This window comes from Mesorhizobium sp. WSM3868 (genome assembly GCF_002294785.1).
Taxonomy (GTDB): Bacteria; Pseudomonadota; Alphaproteobacteria; order Rhizobiales; family Rhizobiaceae; genus Mesorhizobium.
In genome coordinates this window covers 396315-415148 of the sequence record NZ_NSGB01000001.1, presented here as the reverse complement: position 1 = coordinate 415148, position 18834 = coordinate 396315, and the positions used below count along the sequence as shown (strand labels likewise).

14 protein-coding genes and 1 pseudogene are annotated in these 18834 nt (G+C 61.9%); 9 read left to right on the top strand and 6 right to left on the bottom strand.

The features are described 5' to 3' along the window. Positions 1-18: 18 nt before the first annotated feature. A complete protein-coding gene (locus CK221_RS01840; protein WP_095776681.1) occupies positions 19-630 on the bottom strand; it encodes a cupin domain-containing protein in 612 nt (203 codons plus the stop codon). A 558-nt stretch (positions 631-1188) separates the two neighbouring features. Between CK221_RS01840 and CK221_RS01835 the strand changes: the two genes are divergently transcribed. Next, on the top strand, positions 1189-1851 hold the full coding sequence (locus CK221_RS01835; protein WP_095776445.1) for an outer membrane protein: 663 nt from the start codon (positions 1189-1191) through the stop codon (positions 1849-1851). 106 nt (positions 1852-1957) lie between these two features. Here CK221_RS01835 and CK221_RS01830 read toward each other — a convergent pair. Next, positions 1958-3328: pseudogene (locus CK221_RS01830) on the bottom strand (adenylate/guanylate cyclase domain-containing protein); the annotation flags it as partial. 652 nt (positions 3329-3980) lie between these two features. Between CK221_RS01830 and CK221_RS01825 the strand changes: the two are divergent. Together CK221_RS01825 and CK221_RS01815 are read left to right on the top strand one after the other, a co-directional pair. Continuing rightward, positions 3981-5690, top strand: a complete 1710-nt coding sequence (locus tag CK221_RS01825) for a hypothetical protein (RefSeq protein ID WP_095776444.1) — start codon at positions 3981-3983, stop codon at positions 5688-5690. Positions 5691-6095: 405 nt separating this feature from the next. Beyond that, positions 6096-6434 (top strand): hypothetical protein, encoded by a 339-nt coding sequence (locus CK221_RS01815; protein ID WP_095776442.1) that lies wholly within the window; start codon positions 6096-6098, stop codon positions 6432-6434. Between the two features lie 512 nt (positions 6435-6946). Here CK221_RS01815 and CK221_RS01810 read toward each other — a convergent pair. Beyond that, positions 6947-7555 carry a recombinase family protein gene (locus CK221_RS01810; RefSeq protein ID WP_095776441.1) on the bottom strand — a complete coding sequence of 203 codons (609 nt, stop codon included), beginning with the start codon at positions 7553-7555 and terminating at the stop codon, positions 6947-6949. A gap of 230 nt (positions 7556-7785) precedes the next feature. On the opposite strand from CK221_RS01810, the gene CK221_RS01805 reads away from it, so the two are divergent. From CK221_RS01805 to CK221_RS01785, 5 genes are all read left to right on the top strand, one after another. Further along, a complete protein-coding gene (locus tag CK221_RS01805; protein ID WP_127847316.1) occupies positions 7786-8034 on the top strand; it encodes a hypothetical protein in 249 nt (82 codons plus the stop codon). 237 nt (positions 8035-8271) lie between these two features. Next, positions 8272-8784: a hypothetical protein gene (locus tag CK221_RS01800; protein ID WP_095776439.1), complete on the top strand. Its 513-nt coding sequence runs from the start codon at positions 8272-8274 to the stop codon at positions 8782-8784. 111 nt (positions 8785-8895) lie between these two features. Further along, positions 8896-9783, top strand: a complete 888-nt coding sequence (locus CK221_RS01795; protein ID WP_095776438.1) for a HEPN domain-containing protein — start codon at positions 8896-8898, stop codon at positions 9781-9783. Between the two features lie 120 nt (positions 9784-9903). Further along, a complete protein-coding gene (locus CK221_RS01790) occupies positions 9904-10491 on the top strand; it encodes a hypothetical protein (protein WP_127847317.1) in 588 nt (195 codons plus the stop codon). A gap of 4 nt (positions 10492-10495) precedes the next feature. Then, on the top strand, positions 10496-11254 hold the full coding sequence (locus CK221_RS01785) for a hypothetical protein (protein WP_095776436.1): 759 nt from the start codon (positions 10496-10498) through the stop codon (positions 11252-11254). 89 nt (positions 11255-11343) lie between these two features. Here the strand turns inward: CK221_RS01785 and CK221_RS01780 are convergent, their stop codons facing one another. The 3 genes from CK221_RS01780 to CK221_RS01770 form a co-directional block, all read right to left on the bottom strand. Then, a complete protein-coding gene (locus CK221_RS01780) occupies positions 11344-15009 on the bottom strand; it encodes a hypothetical protein (RefSeq protein ID WP_245430558.1) in 3666 nt (1221 codons plus the stop codon). After that, entirely contained in the window at positions 15006-15665 is a 660-nt protein-coding gene (locus CK221_RS01775) for a hypothetical protein (RefSeq protein WP_095776435.1), read from the bottom strand. Before CK221_RS01775 ends, CK221_RS01780 begins: the two co-directional genes overlap by 4 nt. An 867-nt stretch (positions 15666-16532) precedes the next feature. Further along, complete coding sequence (locus CK221_RS01770; protein ID WP_095776434.1) at positions 16533-16994, bottom strand: hypothetical protein; 462 nt, start codon at positions 16992-16994, stop codon at positions 16533-16535. Between the two features lie 308 nt (positions 16995-17302). Here CK221_RS01770 and CK221_RS01765 point away from each other — a divergent pair, with 308 nt between their 5' ends. Continuing rightward, positions 17303-18778: an NAD-dependent succinate-semialdehyde dehydrogenase gene (locus tag CK221_RS01765; protein WP_095776433.1), complete on the top strand. Its 1476-nt coding sequence runs from the start codon at positions 17303-17305 to the stop codon at positions 18776-18778. The last annotated feature ends 56 nt before the right edge of the window (positions 18779-18834 follow it).

Below are 18834 nucleotides of genomic sequence, written 5' to 3'. Positions count from 1 at the left end.
TGCATGGCAGCCCGCGGATCAGAACGTCGCCGGTGTGTTGACCCAGAAAATGCTCGCTCTTTCCTGGCCGATGTTGCGGTAGTGATGCGGTAGCTCCGACCTGAACACGAACGCATCCCCGGCGGCGAGATTATGGCTCTTCCCGTCGACGATCAACTCGATGCGGCCAGCGAGCACATAACCGACTTCCTCGCCGACATGCTGGATGGGGCCTTCGCTTTCGCCCTCTGGCTCGATGTGATGGATGTTGCACTGCAGCAGGTGGCCAGACGAATACGGAATGACACGTTCTAGCGAGATGCCATCGCCGCGCCTCAATGCGTCCAACATGATCAATGGCCGCGCGCCTGCCCGGAATACGATGGCCTCGTCATCGTCAACCTCCTCGAACATCCAGCCAATGTTGGTGTCTAGGACCTCGACCAGACGGTGAAGCATAGGCAGCGAGGGCGAAGCTTTGCCGTTCTCGATCTTGGACAGGAGGCTTTCAGAGCAGTTCGCAGCAGTGGCCAGCGACTTTAGCGTCATGCCTCGCATCTGTCGGGCGAGGCGCAACCGCGTTCCAAGCCGCGCGGCATTCAGGGTGGCGTCCATTTCGGGCTCTGGCCGTCGCCGATCGATTTTGTTCATCCGTTCGCCAACCATTCAACGGTCAAGGAGCAACTGTCGCGCGAGCAAAAGACAGCGGCGGCCGATTTGCAAGCGGTGATCTTTCAATTTCGACCTGCAGTGCCTCGACAGTCCGATAGGGCAACGTAAACTAGCGTTGCCACTCGCAGATGCCCCTACGGGACCAGTGCTCAATGAACGTCAGCATGAGGTCCAGTGTAGAACTGCCCCCGGCGCACGTCAGACGCCGCTCATCGATCTGATAGATCCGATCGGTGGTGGCCCAGACGGGGTCAAGCCTGGACTGATCGCCGCGTGAAACATCTACGCGGCGGGGAAGACCTTCGCCACGCTTCGCTGCAAGGATTTTCGAATTGCAAGGAACGCGCGTCTGAGTCGCATTCTGGTTCGTCGGCATCGTGGAGGCCATTCTCGACGCGGTCTTTCACTCCGCGACGCTTGGCGGCTGACTAAAGGACGTGCTGACCGCAACTTGAATCTCGGTTTGCTGTGGCGGATATACAACTACATTTGTCAGCGCTCTCTGCTACAAAAGGGTAGGTTACGGGGAGATCACCTATGAAGAAGCTGCTTCTTGCTTTGTCGTTGTCTCTGCTGGCGTCTTCGGCCTTTGCTGCCGATGCCATCGTTGCAGAACCCGCGCCGGTCTTTAGCTGGACAGGTGGGTATATCGGCCTACAGGCAGGCTATGCTTGGGGTAATGGCAATATAGACCAGATCGGTGGACCGGGCTTTGTCGACCCAGATCCTGACGGGTTCCTTGGAGGTCTCTACGGCGGTTACAACTATCAGATGTCCAACAACATCGTGATTGGTGCGGAACTGGACGTGGTATATGCGAACGTTGATGGCAGCGGCGAAATATTCACCGCTCCTGGTGTCCCATCGGGCTTCGACGCAACCGAAGAACTCAATTGGAGCGGGGCGGCAAGACTTCGCCTAGGATATGCCGTTGATCGCTTTCTTCCTTACATTGCGGGCGGCGTTGCGTTTGGCGATGTCGACATCAGTAGTAATGCCCCCGGCGGAACTTCGTTCGGAAAAACATTTACAGGATGGACGATAGGCGTCGGCTTGGATTATGCCATGACCGACAATCTGCTGCTGCGAGGCGAATATCGCTATACTGACTTCGGCTCAGAGTCCTTTGGAGCTCCGGCCAATGCCGATGTTGATCTGAAGACCAACGAGGTTCGCCTCGGCATCGGCTACAAATTCTAGTCCTCTGAAGTCCTATAAAGAGCCTGTCGCAAACCGCGACGGGCTTTTTCTTTGCGCTGGCCCGGCCTGCGGAATCTGTGTCACACGAGCAAACAATCTCTGTGAGAAATTCATTGGTCGACGGATCGATCCAGTGAGCATCCTCAACGACAAACAAAACCGGGGCCATCTTCGCCGCGAGCAGCACCCGGTTCGCCAGTGTGCGGACGATCAGTTCTTTGCGCTGCTGGGCGGAGAGATCGAGCGGCGTGAACTCACCAGCTAAGTCCAGCGACAGCAGCTCGGCATATGTCGACCCGACTTCTGCGGGATCTTCGCCGTAACGCTGAACAATTGCGCGCAGCTTCTCGGCACGCATCATCGGCTCGTCGGCGGCTGAAAGGCCCGCCAGCCGGCTCAGGCGCTGAATGATGGGATAGAAGGCTGACGTGGAGTGATAGGGCGAACACTGCAGTCGTATTAACTCGGGCTGGTTCTCATGCAAGCGTTCCTCAAGCGCGTCGACGAGGCGCGATTTCCCGATCCCCGCCTCTCCCGATACAAAGATTGCTTGGCCTTGGCCGTTTTTGGCCAATTCCCAGCGATCCAGCAACATTCCAATTTCACTGCTGCGGCCAACGAATTTTGAGAGGGCACTGGTTTGCGCGGCATCGAAACGGCTTTCCACTTCTCGTTCGCCGTGGACTGCAAACAGGGCAATCGGCAATCGAAAGCCTTTCAAATCCTGCGCACCGAGACTTTCGATCTCAAAGGATTGCCCGGCGAGCCGCCGCGTGGTGTCGGCCACGATGATCTGGCCAGGTGCAGCGGCAGCTTGCAGGCGAGCTGCGAGATTCGGAGTATCCCCTGCGATTGAGGCCCGCTCATTTGCGCTGTTGCCGGCAATATCGCCGACGACCACGTGTCCCGATGCGATGCCGATCAGCGCCTTCAATTGCTCGCCGCTGGGGGACTGAAAAGCCTCGACCGCAGCGAGGGCCTCAAGGCCTGCACGAATGGCACGCTCCGCGTGGTCCTCGTAGGCCATGGGCCATCCAAAATATGCAAGCACGCCGTCTCCTAGATATTTCGCGACGTAGCCTCCATAGCGCGTGATCGCGCCTGCAACACTGTCCTGATAGCGACGGGTAAGCTCATGCATGTCTTCGGGGTCGAGTTGGGCAGATAGTGCGGTCGAGCCAACCAAGTCACAGAAGAGGACACTAAGCAGCCGCCGGTCTGCAGTCGGTTCCTGAGGGAGGTGGCTGGCCGAGCCCTCAGGAGGACGTGAAGCGACCGGAGACTCGGTGAGACTTGGCTGCGCAAGTCCAGTGACAGCGGCCAGGATAATTTTGCGATGTCCCAGTGAGACACCCAGCTCCTGGAGGTCGCGTTCAGTGACATGAGGGAGCGCTCGCAGATCGACGTCGTTTTGGACGAACGCCTCCAGGTATTTGCCGAGGCCGAGCTGGCTCAGCCAGTCTTCGATCGTCTGCATCGAGCGTCTTGCCCATGTCACCACGCTAAACTAGCGCGATGATAGCCGTAGCACCATGCCCACTCAGGGTCAGCGTGGTTGCGATCGAGGTCACATCTCATGAATTCGTTTTGGACCAAGCGCTCATTCGGGCAAGGTAGGTGTTACTGGGCAAGTCACGGCTGCCGGTCACCTTGTGAGCTAGACGGGCCGAGCCTGGCGGCGGCGCGCCAGAAACTGTCTGATCAACCTTCGATCCGAACTGGGAAACTCGAGAGCGGTGGCCAAGGCTACCTCAGCCGGCAGTATGGGCTCGCCGTCGCCAAAGCTGACGTGGTGCTGGCCGACGGGAGCTGCTCGCAAAGGGCTGCTTGTGGGGCAGAGGGAATGATGCTCGCCCACCCAATTGAGTGTCTGCTTCGGGTCCCTGCTGGCGCGAAACTTAGTGTCAGCTTGTATAGATGTGAAGCGCTCGAGGTCATTTCGATGACCGTCACAACGTTACAAAACACCACGTAACTTATTGAATTTGTTAACGTATCATAGAGTTCAATCCTCTCTCGCAGCACCAGTCTTTTCCGAAGCAGCATCAAAAACATAGCGTTTTCCGTGGCTTCCGTCAACGCGGACTGTTATGGGATTGTGCTCTGGCATGGCTGGAAATCGGTGGAGAATGCGGGGTCTGTCCAAACGCAAGGGCTCTGAGGTTTGGCAGGGCAAGTTCCGAATCCCCCAACGTCTATGGGATCGCCGCGAAGATTTGGTGCGCCTTGGGGTCTCGGACCTCGGGAAAAGCCAGGAGTTCACCAAGACCCTCGGGGAGCGGGATAGGGGCCAAGCGGCCCACGTCTACCGCAAGCGGCTGGACACCTGGGAGCGGCTCCTGGAGGCCTGGCAAGCGCTCCTGGATACCGGCCCCCAGCGGCTCAACCATCAGCAACTTGTGGCCCTCGCGGCGGAGCGGGCGCGGGCATTCCTCGCGATGCATGAGGCCGACCCATTCGACGCGCCCCCGGTATCGGGCCAGGTACCGCCCCTTGCGGATGATGGGGGGAGGCTTGCTCGAAGCGTGGCCGCATTGCCGGTCGGCGAGCGGGCGGCGCTGGTGGCGGACCTCAGGCAATACCTCGCGGCGGGGGAGGCGGAGCGGCGCACCCTGGCACTCACCCTGCTTGATGCCCACCCCGCGCTGCGCAAGGCGCTCGCTCCGGACTTTGTGGCCGCGCTTGAGGCCATGCACGGCGGGGACACGGATGAGGCGCTCACCGCGCGAGGGCTCCATGTCGATCCCGAGACGCGCAGCCTCTTGAACCTCCAGATGGCGCACAAGATGGCTGCGGTGAGCCTCGCACTCGATGAGCGCCGCGCGGGTCGCTACGGGCCGGTCCCCGAGTTGGATGAGGCTCCGCCCTTCATCCCCACGCCGTCGAATCCGGACCAGGCGGTCCCCACCAAGGGAGTCACCTTCGAGGCGATCATTGAGGCCCAGGTCGCCAAGAAGAAGGCGGGGCAGGGGTCGAAGCCGATGCCCGATAAGTCCGTCAAGAAGTATCGGCGGATAGCGGAGGCTTTCGCCGCTCATCGCGGCTCGACAGATGCCACCACTGTGACGGCTCGGGAGGCAGAGGCCTGGCTGGATGCCATGCAGGAGGAGGCTGGGGTCTCAAACCGGACCATTGCGGACAGGCTGGTGGCCATCGGGACCGTCATCAACTGGGGCAAAAGGCAACGGGACCATCGGGACGCCATGGCCCAGGCGGAGACCGTCTCCGGGCGGGTGGAGTTGCCCAGCTATATGGAGAAGCCGGCAGACGAGACCTCCTATACCCTGGCGGAGGCCCGCAAGGTGCTCCTGGCTGCGAGGCAGGAGGACGATGCAAGCAAGCGGTGGCTGCCCTGGCTGTGCCTCTATGCCGGCCTCAGGATCAGCGAGGCGAACACCCTGCGGAGGGCCGACTTCTTCCAGGCGGAGGGCACCTGGTTCTTCAAGGTCACCAGCGCCGGCAAGCGCTCCCTCAAGACGGCAAACAGCGAGAGGCGCATCCCGGTTCACCCTGCCCTGGTGGCGGAGGGCTTCATGCGGTGGGTGGAGGCGGCTCCCCAAGGCCAACTCTTCAGGGACGGCGCAACGTCGCTCCTGGGGCGCTGGGTGCGGAGCAAGGAGGTGGGGCTGGTGCGCCCTGGGCTGTCACCCAACCACGGGCTTCGCCACCTCTTCATCGGCCTGTGTCGCCGCTATGGGCTTGATGGGAGCGCGGCGGAGTATCTCGCGGGGCATTCCACCCAGGCGGTCCACGCCAAGTATGGCTCCTCGGATGTCATGCTGCCCGGGCTTGCGGTCGAACTGGGGAAGATTGAGCCGTTGTTGCCGGCGGCCAACTGAGGGGCAAGGGAAATGGAAAAGCTACTACTGCCGGGAGCCATCGTGGTCGCCTCCGTGATCCTCGCGGTGACCTTTCGTACGGAGCTTTGGCCCTTGGGCGATAAGTACCTGATGCGGGATAGGTGGACTGGGGAGGTCTCGCTATGCCGGATTTGGCCCGCTGAGTTCGGCCCCCGGTGTGTCGTCCCGTAGCGCGTGGCAAAGCGCCTCAGAGTCGCACAAAACGGAGCGGCCCATTTGGGCGTGGCCAGGTTGCCCCTTCCGCCAGCCTCGCCAGTGTGCCCCTGGAGGCCCCGCGAAGACGACACTGCCGGCGCACTGGGCCGAGTAGGGGCAAGGTCCCTGGCTTGATCTTGGGGTCTCAACAGAGGCAAGCTGCGACGGCGGTTAGGGGGATTAGCCGGGATGTCCGCTCTTCAGATCACGATCTTATGCACCCTCTGGGTTCTCGTCCTTGGACAGTTGGCGCTGAGTTTCATCCTTCCGGTGCGATTCAGGACTGCCGCCGTGTTGGGCTTGTATGCCTTCATGCCAGGCATAGGGGTTGGGCTGGGCATTGCAGGAGCCTGGCTCGGAATCCTGAAGATGCAGTCATATCTTTCGAATGCTGGCCTATTCCAGGTCGCGGGCCAGTATTGGGACCATATCGTTTTCATCGTGGCGTGTGTCCCCGCCATTGCCATGCTCGGCACAGGTTTGTTGGTCCTCTACCACCTGACTAGGCAGCCGAAAGCCAACGAGTAGCGGGCACCCTCAGAAGCGCTTCGCCGGTACTTGTCAGATGCGTCGTAACTGGCCCTGGCGCGGTTACTTGAACGAATCGGTGGCGATCCCTAAATTGCAAACAGTCCTCAACTGAGGGGACAGAAAGGAGGCTCTCCCTTGTTGGAAGCCTTTTTGAAGTCCCTGTTCTCAAGGCATCGCGGATAGCGCCGCTTTGAGGCATTCCTAGAAAGGGGACGGGTTAAGGCGTGAAATGCATTGCCAGACCCACGCTATTGGGGCTGGCCCACAATCGCCCAAGGAGAAGCTGGATGGCCGATTCTTGGAGAATCCATTGAAGACCCTCGCAAGAGGAACTCGCAAGGACAATCTCGGGAGGCGACCCGTGGGTAACGTCGAGGATAGAACGCGGGAATGCCTCGCGTGAAGTGGTAGAACCCCGGGGCAATGTCCTGGCTAATTCGCCACCAGCGCGTCTGAGAGAGCGGACTATCGCACCCACATGGTCTTGCCCTGTTGCGGGCGGCCCGCCCCTAAGCCCTCTTTGCGAGCCTCGCCAAGGTGCTCCTGGAGGCCCCGGTGGCCGCCACAATGCTACTCCAGGACTGGCCTGCCTTGAGCATCTTCGCGATGGCCGCGTTGCGCTCCTGATCCTCAGGCCGCCCCCTATAGCGCCCCTCCTGCTTTGCCTTCTGGATGCCCTGGGCCTGCCGCCGTCTCCGGTCGTCATAATCCTTGCGGGCAATCGCGGCGATCATGTCCAGCATCATCCCGTTGATGGCCTCCTGCATCCGGGCGGTGAACTCGTCGGTTCCGCTTGAGGCCATGCTCCAGGAGGTGGGGAGGTCGAGGGCCACCACCTTTACCAGGCGCTGCCTGATCTCATCCTTGAGCCGCTCCCAGTCGGCAGCATTGAGGCGGCTTAGGCGGTCCACCTGTTCGATGAGGAGAACGTCCCCAGGCTCGCAATCGGCAAGGAGGCGGAACAGTTCGGGGCGGGCCAGGGAGGCACCGCTCTCGTTCTCCAGGTAGGTGGCGGCGATCTTGAGGCCGCGCTCCTTGGCGAAGGCCTTGAGGTCCGCCTTGGCGCGGCTGGCGTCTTGCTCCTTGGTGGAGGCGCGGAGGTAGGCACGAACAAACATTGAGAGAGACCCTTTCTCAGGAATGGTCCTCGGGCCTTGCGTGGCCCTCGGTTCGATTTACATGGTCTCATTAGTAGCGGTTCGCTTTGGGTAGTCAAGAGGTATTTATGACACCAGTCTGGAGGCGGTTCGCAAAGGGTATACCCTAATGGCGATGGCCTCAGGCCAGTTGCGGTTATCGTCGGCTCAAAGTAACTACTCGGGATAGGGACATTGAGATGGAGGGGTTTATGTTCTTCACAAAGTCGGCGCTGGTCATTGCGTGGCTACTGGTGATCCTGGGTGGCCTTCAGGTGGTGGTTGCCTATAATATCGACCCAGACTTGGCTCCCCGCTACTTCGCAGGAAAAACCCCAGGACAGGCCATCGACCGTGGGGCGTTGTACTGTCTCATCGGCATCGCGGCGGGCATGGTAGCTGAGATAAGCAAGTCGGTTGCATCGCGGGGAGAAGCGAAAAGCAGGCGGGAGGCTGACTGAACGCCACGTGCCCAGGCCGCCGCCCCTTCGGGCACTAGCCCACGAGTCGCTCTGCCCGGTGCCGAAATCTCCAGACCCCCACCGGGGGGAAGCCCGCCCGCTGCCACGTAAATTGGAGGGCTCGCGTGAGGCACCCCTTGAGGTGATCCGGCAAGCCAGCCCCGGCCCGTGAGCGGCTGCTTTGACAGCCAGGCAGAATCGCTAGAGTCTCACAGCTTTGCATCAGCGGGGTTTGCTATGGTTGATCTGAGCTTGGTGACTGCCCTTGTTACGAATCTCAAAACGGCTATCGACATCGGAAAGACCGTCAAAGAGATAAACGACATCTCGCAAGTGCGGGACAAAGTGATAGAGATGCAGGAGCTTATCCTTAGCGCTCAGTCTTCTGCGATGGCGGCCCAAACACAGTTGTTTGAGGTGCTCCAGGACAATGCGGAGCTTAAGCGGAAGGCGGCAGCGGTTGATGAGTGGGCGGCGACCGCAAGCAGATACCAGTTGCAGGATTTCGGCGCTGGTACGTTTGCTTATGAGTTGAGGCCCGAAGCTGCGAACGGTGAGCCCCAACACAGACTGTGCCCCACATGCTTCGAACAACGGAGGCGCTCGTTGCTCCAGTTCCTGGGGAGAACCGCATCTGCGCAGGATAAGTATCACTGTGCACCTTGCGGTCAGCCCTACTATTTCGGCGCAATGCAGCCCATCTCGGTTAGCCCACGGGTGACGCGTTCTTCGTATTGGGATGGCCATTGATGCTGCCGCTGGGTCGGCTTCCCGCTCTCGCCGGGTGTTGGGATAAGGCGAAGCTATAGGCCCATGACTTCGCCCGCGAGTTGAGGCGGGTAACTTATTGGCGAGATAGTAATGTCTTGGACTGTGGAAGACTTGCGCAGGCTTGATGCAAAATTCGCCAAGGATGGTGTGCACATGCATCAACGGCCCTTCCGCGCCGCAGTTGAGCTACTCGGCCCAGGCTTTAGAATTGGGGTTGGGGCAAATCCCGAGGTCAAGAAAATCACCGACGCCTATAGGGCAATGCTTCCAGAAGCCCAGGACAGTTGGCCGGGTATGGGCATCGGCCTTGCTGTCTCGATGGATCGCGTCCGCAAGATGGTGCTGCCAGTTGTCTTTGGTAGTCACAATGGGCCGCTCGACATTGCGGGGCCGCTGGCCTTCGACAGCCCGGAGGATTGGTGGCACTGGTGCCGGGAGGATCGTGCTATTGCAGCGGAGTCGTACTTCGCCTTCGCGGACCTTTTCGACTTCGCCTATGGGGTCGATGACGTGAGGGATCGCGAGCCTCAGGCTCAGACACTTTGGCGGATGGCCGGGTCCAATCTGAGTGACGCTGCCAATGCATTGCCGGCCGCGTTCGGCGTTGACTCGTTGCTTCAGCCAATCTGCATGGTTGCTGAGCTGTCGCTGAAGGCGGCCCTTGTCTTCAACGGTGCTGACCCCAATGAATTCAAAGGCCCCAAAGGCCACGACGTCCCGGGACTGGCTGACCGCCTATCGGCCGAAGCACCGCACCGCGAAGACATCAAAGTGGCGGAGATTATTCGGCAGCTACCACCATACGTGAAGAGCCGGTATGCGCCTGCCGGGCTGACCCGCCTAAGGGTTGCCCGCCTAGCTCTTGCTGTCCAATTTGTGGCTGCCGCAACAGTGAGAAGGTTCTCCCGCCAGCGCGACCTCGCCAGTCAGATGGAGACTGGTGGCTGGCCTGCTCCAAGGCCGCCATTCTTCCCTTAATCCCGACCGTCTTCAGTCAGGCGACCGGCCGCTCGCGTGATCGAACCTTTGTGCGGTTGCGGTAGTTGCATCGAATCGGATGACGGGGATAGTAGTCGCAGGAGCTTGGAGGAATATCACATGTCAAATGCGAAATTGCACATCGACATTGCACAAGGAACAATTGAGGCGGAAGGGTCAGAAGACTTCGTATGGAAGGTCTATGAGGACTTTCGAGACAATCTTCAGCCCAATATGGTCTCGAAGGACAGACCCGACAACCAAACGCAGGCTGGAGACCAAGAGACGCCCCCGCCGGTTTCTAGTGGAGGGCGCAAGCCTCGGCCAAAGCGCGTAACAAACAATAAGGTCGCGAAGGAATCCACGCCGGGTCTGAGGAGCTATAGGCCTAAGTTGGTGGATGATCTCGACACAAGGGGCATCAAGGAATTCATCGCGCCTTATGCTATGACAAATCACTACAACAACATTGTCGCCTTTGTGAAATTTCTGGAGAGCAAGGGTCGAAAGCCCGCAACGTTTGACCAGGTATTCACCTGCTACCGAGATGCTGGGATCAAGCTGCCCGTCGCGTTCCCGCAGGCCTTCATCGATGCGAGGCGCAACAAGGGGTTTATTGAATTCACCGGCAGCGAGGATGTTGACCTGACGATACGGGGCACAAACCATATCGATCACGGCGGCATGAATAAGCCGGCCCAGGCGTAAATCCGTGATTGCTCCAGCTCTCAGGTTCTACGAAGCCATTGAGGATCGCGCGAGCCTCACGGACTCCGAGCTAGTCTCCTATTTCCTCTACTTCTTGACTGTCGAACAGGGCGACACGGCGGCGAGCGCAAAGGCGATCAACGAGTGTTTCGCAGTCTGTGACCTCAGGGTCCCCGGCAGAACAGCCGCCTACCTTTCGGAGGGCACCAGGGGTCGAGGCGCAAAATATGTGAAAGCGCCATCCGGGGGATACCGGCTGCATCGCAAGCTTAGCGAGACCCTATCGGCCCGCCTGGGCTCGCGGCGCGTGGTTGTCCAGACCAGTGCGGAGTTGCGCTCGTTGGAGGCCGCCTTCCCGGACGGCCCCAAAAAGAAGTTCCTCGCAGAGGCTATTGATTGCTTCGAGGCTAACGCGAACCGGGCCGCTGTCGTGATGTCTTGGATACTGGCCCTGGACCACCTTTTCGACTACGTGCTGGCTCACCGGCTGGACGAGTTCAATGCCGCGCTCGCTGCGAACCCCGACAAACGGACCAAGAAGATAAACACGAAAGATGAGTTTTCAGACCTCAAGGAGGTCAAGTTCATCGAGCTTTGCAGGGCGGCCAACATCATTTCGAATGACGTGCGGAAGATTCTTGATGAAGCTCTAGGGGTACGAAACACCGCAGCGCATCCTTCCGGCGTCGAGGTGGCGCGGAGCAAAGCTGTGTCCGTGATCGAAGACCTGGTGATAAACGTAATCAGGAAATTCCAAGTCTAAAATGCTGGGTCCGGTGTGGCGGGAGGAAGTGCCTACTCCCCCTCCCGCCCAGGAGCCAGTCTCTCGGCGTCCTGATCTCTCGCCCCACCTTAGGGACTCATCGCCTGAAGGATGGCCGATGCCGCCGCTCCCGACTGCCCGCGCTGGGCCTGCTTCTTGAGTACCGCCCCGCGAACCTCGCGCTGCCGCGCCCCAATGAGGGAATGCAACTCGGGGTGCTCCTGGAGGAACACCATCTTGGCAGCCTTGCGGTAGCGGTCGGTGGTGAGGCTGAGTGCCCGGATGCGTGTCCCCGGTATCTCAGGGTCTCCGTCCACCAGGTCCTGGTAGGCCCGCGACTTGATGATTTTCGCCAGGGTCGTCTTGAGGCTGGGCTGGCCGGGGATGTGGCCGGATAGCTCCTGGAGCACGTCATAGGCGTTGCGCCCTGCATACTTCCCCTTGGTCAAGGTGATGTCGCGGAGGTCCACCCCTTCAAGTTCGAAGCTCGGCTTACCGATGCTCTTCCCAGTCTCCAGGATGATGCGACTGTGCTCCGCCTCCACCGCGTCGGCCTCGCTGCTAGTGGTTAGACCCATCTGCCTCGCCACGGGGTCGCCAAAGACATCCCGCACGGGGGCCAGGGTCGAGGAGTATCCTGGCATCGTCTTCAGCATCCGGTCTATGAACCCTTGGGCATCCCTCAGGTAGGGGTCTGGGTTGCCCGCCTTAAGCAGGCCGGAGGCGGGGATGAGGTTGCCCGCCGTATCTGCCAGGACGCCCCCGGCCCGCCTCTCAGGACTGGTGAGGGCCTGGAGCGCCTGGTTGATGTTGGCCAGGAATGTCCGGTCTGAGAAGTTCTTGGCGAGCGCAACGCCCAGGGCCTGGATGCCGGTCCCATGCTCGCTTGACGCCATGCCGTCCTGGTCGAACCGGAGGGCCTCCGTCAAGGTCGCCGCCATGGAGAACGCCATTCCCACCTGGTCGAGGCGGCCCATCGGCACAAACCGCTTGTTGCCCTGGGCATCCTCCAGCACGAACGACAGGGGTTTCCATCCGGTGGACTCCAGGTGCTTCCGCGCCTCCAGGTCCGATGGCCCAGCCCCGGTGATCTTGCCGTTGATGGTGAGCGTTGCGGCGAGTCCCATGAACATGCTGCCAAGCGCCATCTGGCCTACCGCCTGGGCCTGTGCCTCCTGCCCGTTGAGACCCCGGAGCGCGTCCCGGAACTCCTGCTGCACAAGGTTGAGACCTGGCGTCAGCTTCCATCCGTAGCGAAGTGCGTTGATGGGAGTCTTCACGAACGGCAGGACCAGGCCAAGGATGGGATGGCGCGAGCGGACCATCTGGACGGTGGCTCCCACGCTGCCCTCTATGAGGTCTTGCTGGAAGGTCGTTACCTGGGCTTCGCGCAGTGCCCTGGCGTTCCGCGCCTGCCCGGTGCTCGGGTCTATGGCGTCGGCCAGACGGCCCTCCACGAAGGCCTTGAGGTCGGCCCCGGTAAGGCCCCTGGATTCCGCCTCCACCGCTGCTTCGGCCTGCACCACCGCCCGGTAGCGGAGCGTCTTGAAGAACTCATCGACCGCCCCCAGGGACCGCGTGGGTAGCCCGATGAGCGTCCGATAGTTGGCCGCCATGAAGGCATTCTCCGCTAGGTCGGTGATGGAGCGGACTGGCTTCCAGGCGAGGGGAGGCAGGGTGATGCCGCCGTTGCCGTGGTACTCGGTATTGTGCGGGGCCAGGATCGAGTCCCCGCGTTTGAAGGTCTCTACCAGAGCCGTCCATCCGTCGCCCAGTGCGCTAACCGTGGCGGCGTATTCCTTAAGGGCCTGCCTGCGGAGGATGCTGCCGGCCTGCTCGCCGATGGCGAGAGACCCCAGGTACTTCTCAGTCGGCCTCCCGACCACCATCAGGGCGCTACCAGCCATATTCCAAACGTGGGTCGGGTAGTTCCACAGGAGGTTGTTCTGGAGGAGGAAGGTGGCCTCGTCGGTGGCGCGGCGGAGGAACGACGGATTGACCGCCTGGGCCAGGAGCTTGGGGTCTCCCTTAGTGGTGTGGAGGAGGTCCGCCAGTTGCCGCGCGTCGAGCTTGTCCACCCGCGCAAGGTCTTCCGGTGTTAGCTGGAAGCTGCCTCGCATGCGGCGGAGGGCGCGGCCACTGTTCGAAGAGATTGCCTTGGCGGCGGCCAGGAGGTTCATGGCCGTCTTGATCTGGGTCCGGAGGGTCTCCTGGGCTCGCACCGCGTCCCCGCCCCAGTCGTCCAGGATGCCGTTCCTGATCTTGGTGGCGGTGGTGAATGCGTCCTGGGTCATGGCGTTGGCGGTGAGGTACCCGGCCTCCATGCGGGCAACCATCTGGGAGGCGTTTTGGCCAGCCTCCGCCAATTGCCCCATGAACAGGTCCGGGTGCTCCCCGAAGAAGTCGGCCATGGAGCCCACCTTGTCGCGGAGGGCCTGGTCGGTAAGGATGGCTCCGCCCTTGGCCGCGTCCATTTGGGCCTTGAGCGAGGCGGCGGCGTTGTCGAGGAAGACTCGCACCTCCTCCGGGCCGGTGAGTTTCTGCCATGGGAGGCGAGTGCCACGGGACAGGGCGGCCCCAGCTTCGGCGGCGGCCTGGCGGCTTCCGTACTGCTTAATGGCGTCCAACTCGTCGGCGGTGCCCTTCAGGATCGAGCCCACGGCATCGATGGTCACGTCGAACGGCTTCGGGCCGGGTGCCGTCAAAGTGTCGCCGCCGTGGGCGCTGGCAGACTCGCCTGTGGGCTTCACGGGGTTCCCGGCACGATCCGCCGCTTCCTGCACGGCGCTCGCTGGCGGGGCCTCCTGAGGCGTTTCCACGGTGCTCGTCCTGGGTTCGATTTGGGGCCTTGCATTTGGCACCGCCACCTTCTCGGGAGCCCGCACCTCGCCGCCCACGGAGGGGGCTTCATGCAGGCTGAATGCTTCCTTGTTGGCCGCCTGGGCTTTCTCCAGGGCGGTGATCTCCTTGGCGGCCTCGGCGTTCTTGCCGGCCTTGAGGAACTTGAAGGCCTTCACCGCGCCGACCAGGAGGAGGTCCGCGCCGATGCTCTCCAGGGCGTTCTTGAAGCGGCCCTCGGCGGCGGTGTCCCCAGGCTTGGCCGCCAGGTATTCCGTCACGGGGTTCTGGAGGTCGGGGAACTCTTCGATGAGGTTGCTCAGGCGCTCCTCGTGGGGGTCGAGCACCACGGCACCCGCCGCAGCACCCTTGGCCGTCTCGTAGCCCGTCCGGGCGAGCTTGCCGCCAGCCGCGAACCACTCCCCGGCCTTGAGCGGAGCCATGAGCTTGCCCGCGCCGATGAGCCCCGTGACCATCTGGGAGACCCCGGAAGTGAGGGAGTAGCCGGCGCTGATGTCGCCAAGCGCCCGGTCCTGGGCCTCGAAGCTCTTGCGGAGGCCGGACTTTTGGTCCTCGGCAGGCTCGCCCACCAGGAAGTCCTTCGTCTCCATGGCGGCCTTGGCGGCACCCAGTGAGGCAGCCCGCGCAGTACGCTCCAGCACGCCCGCCCCGTCCTGGCCTTCCATCTGGGACAACTCGGCGCGGTCGTTGAAGGATTGGTCGCTGGTCGGGTCGTTCGGGTTGGAGAGCTGCCGGCGCTGCCTTATGGCCTGGTCGATCTGGCCCAGGGTGTCCGCCCTCTGCATGATCGCTAGTCTGGTATCGGCCCGCTCGAAGGCTCGCTTTATGCGGGCGGCCTCGGCCTCGGGGGTCTGGGCAGAGGAGAGACCGTCAGTCGTTTGGTCGGCCATGTTCATGCCTCCTCCGAGACCACGGGCAGGGCAGCAAGGGGATCAAGGCCGCTGGCCTCCAGGTCCGTCAGCGCCAGGAGCCGCTCCAGGTTGGCCAGGTAGCCATCGGCAGTGAGAAGATGGGGCATCGTCCCCTTCGCCTCCCAGGCCCTCACGATGCGCTCCGCGTGGCCCAGGAGCACCGCCCTGGCGTCCTTCCCTAGCTTCCTCGCGGGCGTGGCCCTGAGGTTCTCAGGCCGCATGTCCGACTTGATGCCTACCACCTTGGCCTGGTCATACGTGGTGGCCCCGATGAGGAGGCGGTTGACGCTGGTCAGGTCCTCGGCGGCGTCCGCGATGGTGACGCGCTCATAGTGGCGGCCCTTGCCGTCGCTGTTGGTCACCACGGAGACCCCAGGGAGCCGGCTCAGTTCAAACAGGAGGGCCAGGCCGGTGAGGGAGTACGTCTTGTGGGCCAGGTGGCTTTCGCCCAGGGACACCACGGCGGCGGGGGATACGCCCTGCGGTGTGGCCTCGGAGGGCCGCTCTGGGTCGGCATCCGGGTGGACCAGCACCAGGCCACGCACCCATGAGGGGCGGACCGCGAAGGCAGCCTCGGGGTCGGCGGCAATGCGCTCTGGCGTGAGGAGGGGGGAGTCTAGGAAGGTCGTAGGCGTAGGCATGGGGGCAATTCCTTTCGTAGGCTTCAGGTCTGCCGTTGAGGGTGGGCGCTGGGAGGCAGCCCGGCGAGCGGGGAGGGAGGCTTTCGGCTTGGCTGGACGGCGCAAGCGTCTTTGAGCCTCTTCCGGTGAGGGGGGCTTGAGGTGGACCCGATTGGATTGGGTCACTGATAGGAGGACTTGAGGGAGGACCTGGAGTATCTGGCCTGGGGTAAGGGGGATGAGCGCGACGCTCCCCTCTTCCCTCCCGGTGGCGCTACTTAATGTCGGACACTTGGTGGCCTGGGAGGTGGGGCTACCTTCATCCTCTATCCTGCCGGACGGAGATACCTGAGGCTTAAGTAGGGCGTGGTGGGGAGACCACGATTGGTTCATCAAGTACAAGGGCATTGGGGAGCCGCTCGGCGTATATCAAGTAGGTCCCCGTTGGCGAGACGGCTTGGTGTTCATCAAGTAGGTCGGGAATTATCGCCGCAAGGAACACCTTGAGCACTAATGCCGAGAGGGAAACCCTATAGAAGCAATGAGGGGGAGATGGGGTCCATCCCCCTCCACTCTAGGCTACTACTTAATGGTATGACTTGGAGCATATACGTGGGAATTAATGCACATTGTCGCCACAATTAGCGCCTCCCGCCGCGCCTCAGGCCAGCCCGTAGAGGCCGCCTGGAGACGTTCCGCATGAAGCGGGCCTCTTGCTCCTCCAGGCGCTTCAGGAAGGCGTCTGTGTAGCTTGTGTTTCCGTTTGCGCCCCATTGGGCCGGGGTGGGCGGCTGCGAGGCGGCTTGCTTCTTCATATACGTGGGAACTAAAGAGGCGGCAGGATTTTCACCCTACCGCCCCTGGAAGGCCTTACGGGTTAGACCTCGACTAGTGCCCCAATAGGGAGGGATCGGGCATATCCTCGCCCGCCATGTCCTGGTCGTGGTGGAGGGCGTCCAGCCACGGCTTGAGGTCTCTACCCTCTGCCCACTGCTTGAGGAAGTCGGCGATCTCGAAGGGCTGGAGGGCGCGGAGGGCGAACTGGATTGCACTAAGAGGGGCGCGGAGCTTGGCAAGACTCGCTTCCTTGTCGGCTACCCAGGCCCCCGGCGTTAGGTCATTGTCGGGAAGTTCGATCTTGGCCGAGCGCTTCGCGGTGGGGAGCCAAGGCCCCAGGTCGTGGCCATCGCGCCAGGCCCGCAAGAAGGCCGGGGCCTCGAAGGCCTCCAGGTGCTCCAGGGCGAAGCCTATTGCGATGTCGGCTCTCTGGAGGAGGCGGCGGAGTTCGGTCTCGGGCATCGCCTGGGAGATGGTGTCCAGGAAGGCGGCAGGCGTAGGCTGGGCGTTCATAAGGTCTCCATAGGGTTTGAAACTGTTACGGTTCGGTGCTATGGAATTGACCAGCGAAGCGCTGAAAAGCTAAATGTTTTCAATGCTGGGTGTCGCCTTTGAGGAACTTCAATCCTCTCTCGCAGCACCAGCCCGCTTTCGGGGCACCTCCTCTCCCTTGGTCGAGCTCTCATTCGGTGGTGGTTCGAGAAAGCCAGCTGCCCGAGGTGGGTCTACCGCCGTCCTTCCCAGGCCCTATGAGAGGCACGGACGTGCGGAATACATCTTGACCTTCTCAAACGTCAGCTCGTTGAAGGAGGAGACCGGTATTGCCCTTATGCCTGCCGATCATGCGCCACCTGAAATCCCCTGACCTGTTCGGCGCTATCGACCGTGTGCCGGCGCTTGGCACGCCGGTTGGCGGGAGCACGTTCGAGGTCTTCAATCCATCGACGGGCGAATTGCTGGCGGAACTTCCCGACATGGGGATTGCGGAGACGCGCGCGGCGATCGACAAGGCCTATGCCGCACAGGCCGAATGGGCGGGGCTGACGGCCCGGGAGCGCAGCGAAATGCTGTGGCAGTGGCATCAACTGATCGTCACCCACACCGACGATCTCGCGGCGATCCTCACCGCGGAGATGGGCAAGCCGCTCGCCGAAGCCAGATCGGAAGTCTCGCATGCGGCGGCGTATCTGCAATGGTATGCCGAGGAGGCCAATCGCATCTATGGCGAGACGATCTCGGCACCGTCGACGGACCGCCGCATGCTGGTGATCAAGCAGCCGATCGGCGTCGTCGGCACCATCACACCATGGAACTTTCCCGCATCGATGGTGGCGCGCAAGATCTCACCGGCGCTGGCGGCAGGCTGCGCCATTGTGCTTAAGCCTGCCGAACAGACGCCGCTTGTTGCAGGTGCCATGTTCGCGCTTGCCGCCGAGGCCGGCTTTCCCGATGGTGTTGTAAATCTCATTTATGCCTCGGAGGGTGCCGCGGTGGGGTGCGAGCTCTGCCACAATCCCAAAGTGCGCAAGATCAGTTTTACCGGCTCGACCGAGGTCGGACGCCTGCTCATGCGCCAGTGCTCGGACCAGATCAAGAAGGTCAGTCTCGAGCTCGGCGGCAATGCGCCTTTCATCGTCTTCGACGACGCCGACATCGATGCCGCCGTGGATGGGGCGGTCCAGGCGAAGTTCCGCAATGCCGGCCAGACTTGCGTTTCGGCGAACCGACTTTACGTCCAATCGGACGTTCATGATGAGTTCGTCGACAAATTCGTGCGGCGGGTCGGCGAGCTTCAGGTCGGTGACGGTTTCGATCCCGGCGTCGCCATCGGCCCGCTGATCGACAGGCGGGCGCTCGCCAAGATCGAATCCCACATCGCCGATGCCGTGGCAAAGGGCGGCGCGATCCGGTGCGGCGGAGGCCGGATCGCCAGAGACGGCACGTTTTTCCAGCCGACGGTCCTTACCGACGTCTCCAGCGCCATGACGGTGGCGCGGGAGGAGACATTCGGGCCGTTGGCCCCCGTCATCCGTTTCGAGGATGGCGATCAGGTCGTGCGTGAGGCCAACGACACCATTTACGGACTAGCCGCGTATTTCTACGCATCCAACCTGAAGCGCGTCTGGCGTGTGGCGGAGGCCCTGGAATACGGCATGGTGGGCATCAACACCGGGCGCATGTCCTCGGAAGCAGCACCCTTCGGGGGCGTCAAGCAGTCCGGCATCGGGCGGGAGGGGTCCCGCCACGGCCTCGAGGATTACCTTGAGATGAAATATCTCTGCATGGGCGGCATCTGAGACGCAGAGATTTGAACCGCAGCCCACGCCAGGTTGCCGGCGGGGGTTGGCTGCTG

Coding starts and splice junctions, on each gene's coding strand:
- CK221_RS01795 (WP_095776438.1), top strand. CDS start 8,896: ATGTCTTGGACTGTGGAAGACTTGCGCAGGCTTGATGCAAAATTCGCC.
- CK221_RS01805 (WP_127847316.1), top strand. CDS start 7,786: ATGTTCTTCACAAAGTCGGCGCTGGTCATTGCGTGGCTACTGGTGATC.
- CK221_RS01835 (WP_095776445.1), top strand. CDS start 1,189: ATGAAGAAGCTGCTTCTTGCTTTGTCGTTGTCTCTGCTGGCGTCTTCG.
- CK221_RS01800 (WP_095776439.1), top strand. CDS start 8,272: ATGGTTGATCTGAGCTTGGTGACTGCCCTTGTTACGAATCTCAAAACG.
- CK221_RS01770 (WP_095776434.1), bottom strand. CDS start 16,994: ATGAACGCCCAGCCTACGCCTGCCGCCTTCCTGGACACCATCTCCCAG.
- CK221_RS01775 (WP_095776435.1), bottom strand. CDS start 15,665: ATGCCTACGCCTACGACCTTCCTAGACTCCCCCCTCCTCACGCCAGAG.
- CK221_RS01825 (WP_095776444.1), top strand. CDS start 3,981: ATGCGGGGTCTGTCCAAACGCAAGGGCTCTGAGGTTTGGCAGGGCAAG.
- CK221_RS01790 (WP_127847317.1), top strand. CDS start 9,904: ATGTCAAATGCGAAATTGCACATCGACATTGCACAAGGAACAATTGAG.
- CK221_RS01810 (WP_095776441.1), bottom strand. CDS start 7,555: ATGTTTGTTCGTGCCTACCTCCGCGCCTCCACCAAGGAGCAAGACGCC.
- CK221_RS01815 (WP_095776442.1), top strand. CDS start 6,096: ATGTCCGCTCTTCAGATCACGATCTTATGCACCCTCTGGGTTCTCGTC.
- CK221_RS01780 (WP_245430558.1), bottom strand. CDS start 15,009: ATGAACATGGCCGACCAAACGACTGACGGTCTCTCCTCTGCCCAGACC.
- CK221_RS01840 (WP_095776681.1), bottom strand. CDS start 630: ATGAACAAAATCGATCGGCGACGGCCAGAGCCCGAAATGGACGCCACC.